This is a genomic window from Burkholderia sp. AU6039, from assembly GCF_002223365.1.
Classification (GTDB): Bacteria; Pseudomonadota; Gammaproteobacteria; order Burkholderiales; family Burkholderiaceae; genus Burkholderia.
Map to the genome: position 1 here is coordinate 2,433,737 of NZ_NKFK01000005.1, position 13,407 is coordinate 2,447,143.

The window sequence follows — 13,407 nt, forward strand, 5'->3', positions numbered from 1 at the left end:
ACCGCCCGCGGGGATAGGCGCGGACAATGCATGCCGGTTGATTTCCACTTTAGACGGTTTCGCGCAGGAGACAAATTTTCCGGCGTGCGTCGTTCCGACGCGCCTTTCATCAGATCAGCGCGGCATCCGGCACCGTTTCGGAAACCGGCGTCAGTGAGGGTCGTTCGGCCAGACGTTGAGGGCGATGGCAGCCGTCGTGGCGCCCACCGCGATCGCGGCCGCCCCGTATCGCACCGCATCGGTCAGATCGAACAGCAGCCCGTGGATCGCCACGGCGATGCCGCCCAGCATGATGAATGTGGCGATGGCCGCCAGCACGACTCTCAGTTCCGTCCGAACCATGATGCGTCTCCCGAACGGATGCATGTCGCGTCGCATGCATGTTGCAATGCGGAACACGGCGCGTGCGTGCTCCATTTCCATCATTGCAGGCGGGCATTTAAAAGCAAGGGGATTTTGTTCGCGGTCGCGCTTCGTACGCGGCGCTTGTATGATGATGCGTACCCGGATGGTTGCCGTTCGCACACCGATGGTGCGCCGCACGCGAAGGCGGGAATCCGTAGAGGATTTCGGTGCGTATGCGTGCGCCGGATCGGCCGATTTCGAGGAGCATGGGGCCTGAGTGAGTGTTGAAATGCTCACCGGGTTCGACCGCGAAGCATGGGACCAGAGTAAGCGCTAAAGCGCTAACTCTGGTCGACCGCGAAGCATGGGACAGCAGTAAGCGCTAAAGCGCTAACTGCTGTCGACCGCGAAGCATGGGACAGCAGTAAGCGCTAAAGCGCTAACTGCTGTCGACAGGAGACAAGTCATGCCGCAACCCTTCGTGCTGCCCGCCACCGCGGGTCGCACCGACCTGCTCGCGCAGGCGCATGCGCGTTCGACCGCGGTCGGCCTGCGCGCGCACGAACGCCCGGATTTCTCGCCGCTGTCGCGCCTCGCGCTGCGCGAACTGCTCGACACGAATCACGCACTGTTCTCGCACGCACGCCCGGTGATGGAGAACCTCCACGCGCAGATCGCCGACACGCAAAGCCTCGTGCTGCTGACCGACGCCGACGGCGTGATCCTGCACAGCATCGGCGACGCTGACTTCATCGAGAAAGCCAACCGCGTCGCGCTGTGTACCGGCGTGTCGTGGGCGGAAGGCGCACGCGGCACCAACGCGATCGGCACCGCGCTCGCATCGGGCCAGGCCGTCGCCGTGCATGGCTCCGAACACTTCCTGCGCGCCAACCACATCCTCACCTGCTCGTGCGCGCCGATCTTCGATCCGTTCGGCCGCACGCTCGGCACGCTCGACGTCAGCGGCGACCCGCGCGGCTCGAGCCCGCATACGCTCGCGCTCGTGCGGATGTCCGCGCAACTGATCGAGAACCACCTGTTCGCGAACCAGTGCGCGGAAGCGTTGCGGCTGCGCTTTCATGCACACGAGGAATGCGTCGATTCGCTGTTCGCCGGGCTCGTCGCCTTCGGCCCCGACGGCGGGCTGATCGCCGCGAACCGCAGCGCGCAATTCCAGCTCGGCGCGTCGTTCGACGCACTGCAGCATCAGGCCAGCGACGCGCTGTTCGGCATGCGCTTCGGCCAGCTCGCGCAGCAGGCGGGGCGCGCGCCCGGCGCGATGTTCCGCCTCACGCTGTCGACCGGCGTCCGCGTGCTGGCGCGCTGCGAATTCGCGGAAGCGCACAAGACCACCGTCGCCGTCACGCCGCCCGCGCCCGCCGCACGGGTGCGCACACCCGACCCCGACACGATCACGTTCGCGACGCTCGACACGGGCGACGCACGCATGGCCGCCATGCTCGAACGCGTCGCGAAGATCCGCGGGCGCGACCTGCCGCTGCTGATCCTCGGCCAGACCGGCACCGGCAAGGAATGGCTCGCCCGTGCGCTGCACCAGGCATCGCCGCGTGCGGACGGCCCGTTCGTCGCGGTCAACTGCGCGGCGCTGCCCGATTCGCTGATCGAGGCCGAGCTGTTCGGTTACGAGGACGGCGCATTCACCGGCGCACGCAAGCGCGGCAGCCCCGGCAAGATCGTGCAGGCCGACGGCGGCACGCTGTTTCTCGACGAAATCGGCGACATGCCGCTCGCGCAGCAGGTCAGGCTGATGCGCGTGCTGCAGGAACGCGCGGTGATGCCGCTCGGCGGTGCGCGCGCGGTGCCGGTCGACGTGCGCGTGGTCTGCGCGACCCACCGCGACCTGCGCGCGATGATCGCGGAAGGCACGTTCCGCGAAGACCTGTTCTACCGGATCAACGGGCTCGCGGTCACGCTGCCGGCGCTCGCCGCACGCACCGACCTGCCCGCGCTCGTCGAGCGGATTCTCGCGCGGCTCGCGCGCAGCGAACCGATGCCGCGCCGCATCGCGGCCGACGTGCTCGACGCGTTCACGCGCCACCGCTGGCCCGGCAACCTGCGCCAGATGACCAACGTGCTGCGTACGGCCGGCATGCTCGCTGAAGACGAAGCGGAAATCACGCTCGCCCATTTGCCCGACGATTTCTGGCTCGATTGCGACGACGCACCGGCAGCCCCCGCCGCCGCGGCGCCGGCCGCATCGGCCGCCACGCACGAAGGCACGACACTGCAAAGCCATCAGGCCGCGGTGATCGACGCCGTGCTCGCGCGGCATGGCGGCAACGTGTCGGCGGCCGCGCGCGAGCTCGGTCTCGCCCGCAATACCGTGTACCGGCACCTGCGCCGGCACTGACGCCGGCGGCCGGCCGGCGCCGGCCGCCAGCACGTTCGGGTATGCTTGGCGCGTTGCCGCCGAACCGCCGCCCGCCTCTGCCTCCGCCATGACCGATCCGGAACACCTGCCCCTCGTGCGCATCGAACCGCTCGGCGCGACCTTCGATGCGCCCGATTCGCTGACGCTGCTCGAAGCCGCCGCGTTCGCGCACGTGTCGCTGCCGCGCTCGTGCCGCAACGGCACGTGCCGAAGCTGCCTTTGCCGGATCGTCAGCGGCAGCGTACGCTACACGATCGAATGGCCGGGGCTGAGCCGCGAGGAAAAAGCCGACGGCTATACGCTGCCGTGCGTGGCCGTCGCGACGTCGGACCTCGTGCTCGACGTACCCGACGCGGTCATGCTCGACTAGACGCGGCGTGCGCTCGCGCATGCCATCCAGCAAAGGTTGATCCGGAGTGGAGAACGTCATGACCCAGCAAACCGATCGCATCGAAAAACAGGCCCAGCTCAACGCATCGCCCGACCGCGTGTGGGAAGCCGTCAGCAATTCCGGCGAATTCGGCCAGTGGTTCGGCGTCACGTTCGACGGGCCGTTCACGGCGGGCCAGCCGCTGTTCGGCCGCATCACGCCGACACGCGTCGACGACGACGTCGCCAAGGCGCAAGAACCCTACGCGGGCACTGTGTTCGAAATCGTCGTCGACCGCGTCGAGCCGAAGCAACTGTTCTCGTTTCGCTGGCATCCGTTCGCGATCGACCCGAATTTCGATTACGCGTCCGAGCCGATGACGCTCGTCACGTTCACGCTCGCCGCACAGGCCGGCGGCACGCTGCTCACGGTCACCGAAACGGGTTTCGACCAGTTGATCGAAACGCGCCGCGCGAAAGCGCGCGAGATGAACGACCAGGGCTGGGCCGCGCAGATGACGCTGATCACGAAATACCTGGCGAAGCACGCGTAACGCGCCGCCACGCCGCAGGTTCGTGCCGACATGCGCATCGACGTGCGTGGCATAATCCGCTCCATCGTCGCCTGTACGTCACCGCGCATCGCATGCTGAGTCGTCGCCTACGGAAGATCGGCAGTCTGATCGGGATGCTCGCCATCCTGATGACGGCGCTCGCGCCGACGATCTCACAGGCACTGACGACGCAGCAGCGCGTCGAGACGCTGCTGGCCGGCTACTGCTCGACCGCGCCGGCCACCGGCGAGCGCGCCGCCGATTCGTCGCAGAAGAGCCTGACGGCCCACCTCCAGGCATGCGGCTATTGCAGCCTGCTTGCTCACACACCCGCACTGCCCGCGCCCGAACTGACGTTGCGGCCAACGTGCACGTCATTCAGCATCGCGAAGCGACCCGCTTCGACAGCCTGCGCCGCGCGCTGCCACACACAGCCGCGCAACCGCGCGCCCCTCCGTTCTCGTCCTGATTCGTCGTCAAAGCCCGTGATGCCATCAAGCATCGCGTGGCCCGCGCACGCCGCCGGCGTGTGCGACCTGTCACGTTTCGAAGGACGATCATGTGTCACCGTATTGCGCGCGGCGTCGTGCCGTGCGTGCGGTTGGCGGCTTCCGGTTCGTACTGTCGCGCCGACATTCGCTCGCGGGCGAACGTCCGGCCGCGCACGCTCGCGCTGACGCCAGCCGCCCTCGGTGCTGCTGCGAGGGTACGCGTGCATCCGTCCGTCGAATCCGTGTTGCGCCATCCGATTCGCCACTCGCACATTCGACCATGACTACCCCCTCTTTCGTTCGCGGCGCGCTCGCCGCACTCGGCTTCGTCATCACCCTGGCCGCCCACGCCCACGCGCTCCCGAAGACCCAGGAACCGGCCGCCGACGCCGCGCTTTCGACCGCGCCGCACGCAGTCACGATCGGTTTCAGCGAAGCGCTCGAGCCCGCTTTCAGCTCGATCGCCGTCACCGACAGCCATGGGCAATCGGTCGTCGACGGGAAATCGTCCGTCGATGCGCGCAACCGGAAGCGCATGCAGGTCGCGCTGACCAATCTGACGGCCGGCACGTACACGGTCGCGTGGATCGCGGTGGCCAGCGACGGCCATCGCACGCAAGGTCACTACGCGTTCACGCTGAAATGAGGTCCGCGATGCGCATCGGCGTTCCGTGCCGGCCGCGTTGCCCCCTTTTCCACTGCATCTACCCATCAGGAGAACCAACCATGAAGCGCTCGATTCCGACCGGCCTGCTGTTCGCACTGCTGGCGCTGCAAGCCCCCGCCACGTTCGCCGCGCCGGCCGTGCAGGCAGAAAACTGCTGGATTCGCGCGATGCCGGCCACCGTGCCGTCGTCCGGCTACTTCACGCTGAAGAACGACGGCGACGCGCCCGTCACGCTGACCGGCCTCGACTCGCCGGCGTACGGGATGGCGATGCTGCATGAAACGCAAACGAGCGGCAGCACCGCGAAGATGGTCCATGTCGACGCCGTCGAAGTGCCCGCGCACGGCACGCTGACCTTCAAGCCGAAGAGCTATCACGTGATGCTCGAGCAACCGCGCCAGGCCGTCGCGCCCGGCGCGAAGGTGCCGTTCCGGCTGCATTTCGCGGACGGATCGACGGTGTCCGTGACCTGCGACGCCAAGGCGCCGACCTACGCCGGCCAGTAACGTCCACCGCCCCCGATCGAAGGAGATGCACATGAAACATCGCCTGCCGCTGGCCGACCTGATCGTCCGCTACCGGACACCGGTGAACGTCGCCGTGATGATCGTCTGCGGGATATGGGCCGGGTGGATCGCGTGGATGACGCGCCCCGCCGCGATCGATACGCCGCCGTCGATCCCGGCGTACTGCATGCGCGACGCCAGCTGACGCACCGCGACGGCGCGGTTCCGGCGCGAGCCTGCGCCCATTATTGGCGTGGCATCATCGCTTCATCCCGACCGCCGGAACCGCCTCTCGGAGCGCCGCATGTCCATTCAGACCTGGATACTGTTTGCCGCAGCCTATCTCGCCACGACGCTGTCGCCGGGGCCGAACGTGCTGCTCGTCATCCGCAACACGGTGCGCTACGGCACGCACGGCACGGCCGCGACGATCGCGGGCAACCTCGTCGCGCAAGGGGTGGTCGTGGTGCTCGTCGCGCTCGGCGTCGGCGCGGTGCTGGCCGCGATGCCGCCGCTGTTCGTCGCGATGAAGGTGGTCGGCGCCGCGTACCTGATCTTCCTCGGTGTCCGGCAACTGCGCGGCGACCGCAAGGCCGCCGCTGCGACCGGAGAAGCGGAATTCGCCGCACCCGACCGCGGGAAACTGTTCCGCGAAGCGCTGTTCGTGTCGGGCAGCAATCCGAAGACGATGATCTTCCTGTCGGCGTTCATGCCGCAGTTCATCGTGCACGACCGCCCGCTCGCGCTGCAGTTCGTCGTGATGTACGCGACGATCGCGTGCACGGTGGTGATCGTTCACAGCGTCTATTCGGCCGGCGTGCGCCGCTTCCATCGCGGCTTCGGCATGAGCCGCGCGGTGCGTGCGCTCAAGCGCGCCAGCGGGCTGCTGTTCGTCGGGCTGGGGATCAGGCTGCTGACCGCGCGTCAGGCGTAAGCCGACGCGCGCCCGTCAGCGCGTGTGTGCGGCCAGCTCGGCCGCGATCTCGCCGAACGACGGCCGCGCATCGACGTCTTCATTGAGGCAGGCCACCGCGAGCGCATCGAGCACGTTTCGGCTGGCCCACGTGCGCGGCTCGCATCGCTCGAGCAACTCGCCGAGCAGATGGCCGAACGCCCGTACCTCGATCCGTTCGAACGCCGTAGCGCGCGTGCAATCGTTCACGTCATAGAGCGACGCCGCGCCGAAATCCCCGAGCAGCGCGCCGCCTTCGCCATCGTGCAGGATGTTGTGCGCGTACAGGTCGCCATGCATGATGCCGCGGGTGTGCAGATGGCCCGCCACCGACGCGATGCCATGCGCGATCCGCACCGCCTCCACCGGCGTGAATTTCGCGTCGGCCGCATACACGTCGCGCGTGCAGGTCGCGAAGCTCGGTGGCCCGGCGAGGTTCGTGAGCGCGGGATCGACCAGTTCCATCACGAGGCCGTGCGTGCCGTCCGGATGCCCGCTCACCTTGCCGATCACCGGGATCATGCTCGGATGGCGGCCGGCGTGCAGGCACGCGGCCATTTCGCAATCGGGCAGGCCGTCGCTCGTCACCGCGCCCTTGAACAGCTTGACCGCGACCGCCCGTGGCGAATGCCCGTCCGCGCGCCACTGCGCGCGGTAAATGACGCCCGATGCACCCTCGCCCAGCTTCTGCTCGCAGGCCAGCGATGCCCAGTCGACGTTCGCGACCTCGGGCCCGGCCGACGCCGCGGCTTCCGGCGCGGCGCCGAACGGGTTGCCTGCGGTGGCGAGCCATGCGAGGCGCGGCAGGCGCAGCAGCCAGTCGGGCAGTGCGTCCAGCCGGTTCGCGGACAGGCGAACCAGTTCGAGCGCGCGGCATGCGGCCATTTCCGCCGGCAGCACGCGCAGCCGGTTGCCCGCGAGCATCAGCTTCTGCAGCCGCGAGCAATCGCCGATATCGGCCGGCAATGCGTCGATGGCGTTGTCGGTGAGGATCAGCCAGCGCAGCGCGCGCGGCAGCGACCCGCTCGGCACCGTTTGAATCCGGTTCGCCTTGAAGCCGATCATGTCGAGCTGCCCGCACGCGCCGAGCACGTCGGGGAACGCGGTGAAGCGGTTGCCGGACGCGAACAGGATGCGCAGGCGGTGCAGCCGCGGCAGGTCGTCCGGCAGTGCGGACAGCGCATTGCCGGTGAGGTCGAGCACTTCGAGCGTGTCGGCGAGATCGAAGATCGCGCGCGGGAATTCCGTCAACCCGCATGCGAGCTTGAGTTGCCGTGCGCCGGCGAGCTGGCCGGCCTGCAGTTGTTCGAGGGTGTGTGTCACGCGGGGAAAACGGGTGGCGGTTGCGACGATCGTCGGGTCGATCGCCCGAATTCTACCGGGATCGCCTGCGTGCATTCACCGATCTTGTCACACCCCCTTCACAAACGCGCAACGTCGCGCTAGAATTGCGCCCCTTGCAGTGCCGACGTGGTGAAATTGGTAGACACGCTATCTTGAGGGGGTAGTGGCGAAAGCTGTGCGAGTTCGAGTCTCGCCGTCGGCACCAGGATTTCTTCTCTCATCGTTGCGCGACATGCGACAAACGCATTCCGGCAACGATCGACGATCATCCCGCGCAATCGCGCACCGCTGTTTCCGATTCCCACATCAGGCTGCAACCAGGCACCATGCTGCTGCGAATTCGCGCGCGCTCCCGACTGCCGTCCGGACAGCCGGAAGCGTATGTGTACGCCGCGTCACTCACGACGCCAGCGCATCCTCCCCCTTCACCGCATACGCCGCCTCCCGCCGCCGCAACCGCATTGCGATCAACGCGGCCAGCACCGCCAGCGCCACACCGGCGAGAAACCCGCCCGTATAACCCACCTTCGCGGTCAGCGACAAAATCGTCGACGACGCGATCAGTTCGCCGAGATCGCGCGTGCTCTGCACGGCCGTCACGTCGGTGCCGGCCTGGTCGCTGCCGCCCGCGAAGCGCATGCCGGCCGTCATGATCGACACCGACGTGATCCCGGTCGCCAGCGAACCGAGCACCGTGCACAGCCAGGCCCACGACGACGCCACCGGCAGCCATCCGCTCGCCTGCGCGAACCACAGCAGCGCGGCCGCGCCCGCACAGCTCACGCCGGCCGTAAACGCAGGCCACAACCCGAGCCGCCGGACAAGCCACGCACCGCCGCCGCACCCGAGCACGACCGTCACGATGCCGCCGGCCATCCCGAGCTTCCCGATCGCGTCGAGCGACCAGCCCGCGTCGTTGAGAAACAGCTTCGACAGGCCGAAGCCCGACACGGCCGTCATCGCCGACAGAAGTGCCAACGACAGCAGCGACCACGAACGCGGCCGCTTCGCGAAGCGCACGAGGCTCGCGTTGGGTTCGGCTTGCACACGTGCACGATCCGCATCGCGCGGCAGCACCCACAGCACGCACGCGAGGCTCGCGAGCGGCACGGCAGCCAGCGCGAGAAACGCGGCACGCTGCCCGAACAGGCCGATCAGCGTCAACGTGCCGGCGCCGCCGCCGAAGAAGCCGATCATCACGCCCGCGATCTGGATCGCGTTGATCTTCGCGAGCGTGTCGCCGCTGAAGTGCTCGGCCGCCATTCCGTCGTTCGCGATGTCCTGCGTCGCGCTCGCGAGCGACGCGACGGCCAGCAGGCCGACCGCCCACCCGGCCGTCGCGACCGTCATGCCGATCTGCGCGAGGCTGCCGAGGCACAGCACGACGAGCGTCTGCATCGGCAGCATCCAGCTGCGCCGCCGGCCGATGCGCGGCGACCAGCGGTTGTCGACGACGGGCGCCCACAGGAATTTCACGACCCACGGCAAACCGACGAGCGGCAGGAACGCCAGTGCGTGAAGCGGCGCGCCGTCGTGGCGCAGCAGGGTCGGCATCGCGTCCATCGCAATGCCGATCGGGATTCCCTGTGACAGGTAAAGCAGCGTGATCGTGATGACCAGGCGCCGATGTTCGAGCAAATCGCGCATCGAAGTCTCCAGTTGCATAACATTAAAAAGGTTCGGCGCCGGCCGGCATGCGCGCGGGCCGCAGCGCATCCCGGCGCGGACGACGTGCGGCACGCAGCAGCAACGCGCCGAATGCGACGAGTGCCGTGTCGATCGGCCAGTACACGGGTTCGCCCGCGCCGAGCAGCGCGATCGCGCAGTGCGTCACGCCGGCCAGCCCGTACGCTGCGCCGGCCGCGCGCATCAGCCCGCGCAGCCAGGCCGCGCGATCGGCCACGCACGCCGCCAGCGCGACCGCGCCGCCCCACACGGCCCAGAACAGCATCGCGAGCAGATGATCGACGTGCACGCCAGCGGGTAATGCACGCCCGGCGAACAGCAGTACGCCGCCCGCGAGCACGAGCCCGCCGCAGGTGCCGACGGCGGCGGCGGCCAGCACGTTCGCGGAGCGATCCTGCTGCGCGCGCCGCCGCTCGATCCACAGATGCAGCCCCGTCGCGCACAGCGCGCACGCGGCGAGCCCCATCAGGAAATGCACGACGCGCAGCACGCCGCCCATCGCCCCCACCCAGTCGTATTGCGCGAAGTGCAGCGGCTGCACCGCGATGAAGGTGCGCAGCCAGAAGCCTCGGCCGCGCGACGTGGCATCCGCGAGCCACAGCCCGTCCGCCGCGCGAAACAGGTGACGCTCGAACACCGCCGTACTCGGCAGGCCGGCAGTCGTGCCGGCGATCTCGACGCGCGCGTTCGCATCGCCCCAGCCATGCAGCACGACCGCTTCGGGCCGGAAATCCGGCATGCGCGCCGCGTCGCGCCGCAGCAGCGCATCGAGATCGGGCGCGCGTTGCCACGCGCCGCCGGCTGTTGCAGGCGGCGGCCCGCCGAGCAGTTCGGCGAACGCGCGCTGCGGCTGCCCCGGATACGCGACGCCCGCGAGCGACACCGTGCCGAGCGCGCCGAGCCCCGACATCGCGCCGGTGAATGCGAACAGCACGAGCCACGGCGAGCCCCACAGGCCGATCCACGCATGCAGGTCGAACAGCGCGGCGCGCAATCCTTTGCCGCGCCGGATGCGCGCGGCATCGGGCCAGCGCCGGTGATGCACGATCAAGCCCGCGACGATGAGCACGAGCAGCACGATCCCCCACAGGCTCACGAAGATGCGCCCGGGAAAGCCCGCGAACAGCGTCTTGTGCAGCGTGACGAGCAACGCCGCGCGTCCGCCGTCGGCCAGCCGCTCGCCCGTCGCCGGGTCGAGCGCCAGCGTGCACGCCTGGCGCGCGTCGCAGAAACGGATCGCCGGATCGTCCGGTCGCGGCAGCACGACGCGCGCCTCGCGCAATGGCACGCCGAGCGCCGCGGCACGCGCGACGAGTTCATTCAGCGAAAGCGACGGCCGCGCGACGGCGACCGACGACGGCCGCCACCAGCCCTGCATCGAATCGGTCGCGAGGCTCCACGTGCCGCTGAACAGCACGACGAACAGCACCACGCCGAACAGCGCACCGGCGCCGCGATGCAGCGCGCGCCAGCGCGAACGCAATGACGCGTCCATGTCAGCACCCTCCCCAGCACATCGCGCACGGCATGAGCACCGCGAGCCATGCGCCCGCGCGCCACGCGGCCTGCCGCCGCCCGGGCGCGACGAGCACCCACAGCAGCGCGGCGACGCCCGCGGCAAGCGACAGCAGCACGGCCGCGTAGAGCCGGTTCAGGCCGTCGGCCGGGTAATGACGGGCCAGCGTGACCGCGAGCGCGACCGCGCCCGGCAGCACGCCGCCGATCGCCAGCACCGCCCGCGTCCCCCAGCCGCCCGCCATCAGAACTGCCCGCGCACGGTCAGCATCACATTGCGCGGTTCTCCGTAACGGTTGTTCCAGCCCGGGTTGCTCAGGCTCAGGTAGTACTTGCGGTCGAACAGGTTGTTGACGTTGACCGCCGCGCTCCAGTGCTTGTCGTAGCGGTAGCCGAGCCGCACGCTCGCGAGCGCGTAGCCGCCCTGGCTCATCGTGACGCCGTTGGCCTGCGCCGAGTAACTGCTCTGCACCTGCACGCCGCCGCCGACGCTCCAGCGCCGCTCCTGCCACGGCAGGTCGTAGTTCGTCCACAGCCGGAACAGGTGGCGCGGGTTCAGCAGCGGCGCGAACGACGAGCCCGCGTTCGCGAGGTTGTCCGCATAGCGCATCGTGTCGTACGTGTAGCTCGCCCATACGCTCCACCACGGCGTGATGCGGCCGTTCGCCTCGAATTCGAAGCCCTGGCTGCGCACGCTGCCGCCGTTCACGTAGTAGCAGTTCGGCCCCGCGCACGGATGCGCGAGATCGACCTGCGGGTTGTTGTCGAGGTCGATGCGGAACGCCGCGAGCGACACGTTCAGCTTGCCGCCCGCGAGTTCGCCCTTCACGCCCGTCTCGTAGGTGCGCCCCTTCACCGGCGTCAGGATGCCGCCGCCCCACATCGACTTGGTTTGCGGCTGGAACACTTCCGCATAGCTCGCGTACCACGACCAGTCGCGCGCGAAATCCCAGATCAGCCCGCCGTACGGCGTGAACTGGTGGCCGGTGTTGTAGTGCGCGCCGAGGCTGTCCTGGTTCCACCAGCTCAGCCGCCCGCCGAGCACGAGCGTGACGGGTTCCGCGAGCTTGATGCGGCCGAGCCCGTACACGCCCTTCTGCGAGATGTCGTTCTGCTGCGACTGCTGGTACGGGCCGACGTCCGGCTCGGGCACGCTGCTCGGGTTCCAGCGGTACACGTTCACCGGCGTGCCGACCACGTTGCCCTGCAACTGCGCCGACATCTGCCCGCTGCTGCTGTTCGCGTAGGTCACGCCGAACAGCAAATCGTGCGTGAGCCCGAACGCATGCACCGGGCCCTGCACGTTCGCATCGAGGCTGCGGCTGTAGCTGCTGAACTGGTACGCTCCGCCCGTGAGCGCACCGCCCGCGCCGGTCGCCGGGTTGATCGCGCCGAACGAGCCCGCGTACTTCAGGTCCGAGCGCACGCTCTGGTATTCGCCGCTGACCTTCGCCTTCCAACCCGCGCCGAGCTTCTGCTCGACCGACGCGAACGCGCGCGTCGTGTCCCAGTCGAAGTGGCCCCACGCGGTGTCGAGGAACGTCGAGCGCGACAGGCCCAGGTTCGAGCCGTCGCGCGCCATCGGCACGCCGGACATGTCGGGTATCGATCGCGTCGTCTGGTACTGCGCGCCGAACGTGAGCAGCGTGTCGCGCGTCACGTCGACTTCCGTGATCCCGTAGATCGAGCGCGTGTCCTGCTTCGCATGGTCGTAGAAGAAATGGCGATCCTCGTACGCGGCGACGAGCCGGCTACGCACGGTGCCGGCCGCGTTGAGCGGGCCGCCGATGTCGGCTTCCGCGCGATAGCGGTCCCAACTGCCGACGCTCACGCTCGCATTCGCCGAGAACTGGTACTGCGGCCGCTTGCGCACGAGGTTGACCGTCGCGGCCGGGTTCCCCGAGCCGTGCAGCAGGCCATTCGCACCGCGCAGGATTTCCACGCGTTCGTACACGGAGATGTCCTGCGGCGCGCTCGCCATGTCGCCGATCACCACCGGCACGCCGTCGAATTCGAACGAGTCGACCTTGAAGCCGCGCACGAAATACGCGGTGGTAAGCAGCACGTACGGCTGCACGGTGACGCCCGCCGATTGCTGCATCACCTCGTCGAGCGAGAACAGGTTCTGCTGGTCGATCCGCTCGCGCGTCGTCACGCTGACCGACTGCGGAATCTCCCGCAACGCCAGCGGCATCTTGCCGACCGTCGCCACCGACGGATCGTCGGCCACGCCGCGCGATGCGGTCACCGAAATCGCCTTCAGCTCGCCCGCGGCGGGCTTCGCGGCGGTCGTGTCCTCCTTCCGGACTTCCGCGGCGGACGCCGGCGCAGAGGCCGGCGCCGTCTCGGCGAACGCCGCCGCCGGATGCGCGGCGATCAGCAGGCCCAGATACAGCGACGGACGCCAGCGCCGTCGCTCCAAACGGGCGACGCGCGCGCCCTTCGTCCTTGATCTCTCAGGTTCCAGCACCTCGTACCGCATTCACGCCCCCGTATTTGATAATCATTCTCATTATCAAATAGAACCGGCGGGCGATTTTTCGATCGAGGGGCTTTTCCTATCGATTCCGGGCATGCCGGATCGCA

At 68.7% G+C, this 13,407-nt stretch carries 14 protein-coding genes and 1 tRNA gene; 9 read left to right on the forward strand and 6 right to left on the reverse strand.

Annotated features, from left to right (window positions below; all coding sequences use genetic code 11):
- Nucleotides 1-150: 150 nt before the first annotated feature.
- The gene (locus tag CFB39_RS40960; protein WP_264163869.1) at nt 151-426 is read right to left on the reverse strand and encodes a DUF2964 domain-containing protein; all 276 of its coding nucleotides are present in this window, start codon (nt 424-426) and stop codon (nt 151-153) included.
- A gap of 385 nt (nt 427-811) precedes the next feature.
- Here CFB39_RS40960 and CFB39_RS28675 point away from each other — a divergent pair, with 385 nt between their 5' ends.
- The 8 genes from CFB39_RS28675 (at nt 812) to CFB39_RS28705 (ending at nt 6,258) form a co-directional block, all read left to right on the forward strand.
- A complete protein-coding gene (locus tag CFB39_RS28675; protein WP_089475362.1) occupies nt 812-2,716 on the forward strand; it encodes a sigma-54-dependent Fis family transcriptional regulator in 1,905 nt (634 codons plus the stop codon).
- Nucleotides 2,717-2,804: 88 nt separating this feature from the next.
- Nucleotides 2,805-3,107 (forward strand): 2Fe-2S iron-sulfur cluster-binding protein, encoded by a 303-nt coding sequence (locus CFB39_RS28680; RefSeq protein WP_089426933.1) that lies wholly within the window; start codon nt 2,805-2,807, stop codon nt 3,105-3,107.
- Nucleotides 3,108-3,165: 58 nt separating this feature from the next.
- Entirely contained in the window at nt 3,166-3,660 is a 495-nt protein-coding gene (locus CFB39_RS28685) for an SRPBCC family protein (RefSeq protein WP_089475363.1), read from the forward strand.
- Between the two features lie 92 nt (nt 3,661-3,752).
- Complete coding sequence (locus CFB39_RS28690; protein WP_089475364.1) at nt 3,753-4,337, forward strand: DUF2946 domain-containing protein; 585 nt, start codon at nt 3,753-3,755, stop codon at nt 4,335-4,337.
- Between the two features lie 94 nt (nt 4,338-4,431).
- Complete coding sequence (gene copC / locus CFB39_RS28695) at nt 4,432-4,797, forward strand: copper homeostasis periplasmic binding protein CopC (RefSeq protein WP_089475365.1); 366 nt, start codon at nt 4,432-4,434, stop codon at nt 4,795-4,797.
- 80 nt (nt 4,798-4,877) lie between these two features.
- Nucleotides 4,878-5,324: a copper chaperone PCu(A)C gene (locus CFB39_RS28700; RefSeq protein WP_089475366.1), complete on the forward strand. Its 447-nt coding sequence runs from the start codon at nt 4,878-4,880 to the stop codon at nt 5,322-5,324.
- 31 nt (nt 5,325-5,355) lie between these two features.
- Entirely contained in the window at nt 5,356-5,529 is a 174-nt protein-coding gene (locus tag CFB39_RS40380; protein WP_179257740.1) for a hypothetical protein, read from the forward strand.
- A gap of 99 nt (nt 5,530-5,628) precedes the next feature.
- Nucleotides 5,629-6,258, forward strand: a complete 630-nt coding sequence (locus CFB39_RS28705) for a LysE family translocator (RefSeq protein ID WP_089475367.1) — start codon at nt 5,629-5,631, stop codon at nt 6,256-6,258.
- Between the two features lie 15 nt (nt 6,259-6,273).
- On the opposite strand, the gene CFB39_RS28710 is transcribed toward CFB39_RS28705, so the two are convergent.
- Complete coding sequence (locus tag CFB39_RS28710) at nt 6,274-7,599, reverse strand: leucine-rich repeat-containing protein kinase family protein (RefSeq protein ID WP_089475368.1); 1,326 nt, start codon at nt 7,597-7,599, stop codon at nt 6,274-6,276.
- Nucleotides 7,600-7,740: 141 nt separating this feature from the next.
- Here CFB39_RS28710 and CFB39_RS28715 point away from each other — a divergent pair.
- Nucleotides 7,741-7,825, forward strand: a tRNA-Leu gene (locus CFB39_RS28715).
- A gap of 194 nt (nt 7,826-8,019) precedes the next feature.
- Here the strand turns inward: CFB39_RS28715 and CFB39_RS28720 are convergent.
- From CFB39_RS28720 to CFB39_RS28735, 4 genes are read right to left on the reverse strand one after another with little or no spacing between them, the layout of a single operon-like run.
- Nucleotides 8,020-9,267 carry a RhtX/FptX family siderophore transporter gene (locus CFB39_RS28720; protein ID WP_089463504.1) on the reverse strand — a complete coding sequence of 416 codons (1,248 nt, stop codon included), beginning with the start codon at nt 9,265-9,267 and terminating at the stop codon, nt 8,020-8,022.
- A 22-nt stretch (nt 9,268-9,289) separates the two neighbouring features.
- On the reverse strand, nt 9,290-10,801 hold the full coding sequence (locus CFB39_RS28725; RefSeq protein WP_089475369.1) for a PepSY domain-containing protein: 1,512 nt from the start codon (nt 10,799-10,801) through the stop codon (nt 9,290-9,292).
- A gap of 1 nt (nt 10,802) precedes the next feature.
- Nucleotides 10,803-11,066 carry a hypothetical protein gene (locus CFB39_RS28730; RefSeq protein ID WP_089475370.1) on the reverse strand — a complete coding sequence of 88 codons (264 nt, stop codon included), beginning with the start codon at nt 11,064-11,066 and terminating at the stop codon, nt 10,803-10,805.
- Complete coding sequence (locus CFB39_RS28735) at nt 11,066-13,303, reverse strand: TonB-dependent siderophore receptor (protein WP_089475371.1); 2,238 nt, start codon at nt 13,301-13,303, stop codon at nt 11,066-11,068. Before CFB39_RS28735 ends, CFB39_RS28730 begins: the two co-directional genes overlap by 1 nt.
- Nucleotides 13,304-13,407: the final 104 nt, after the last annotated feature.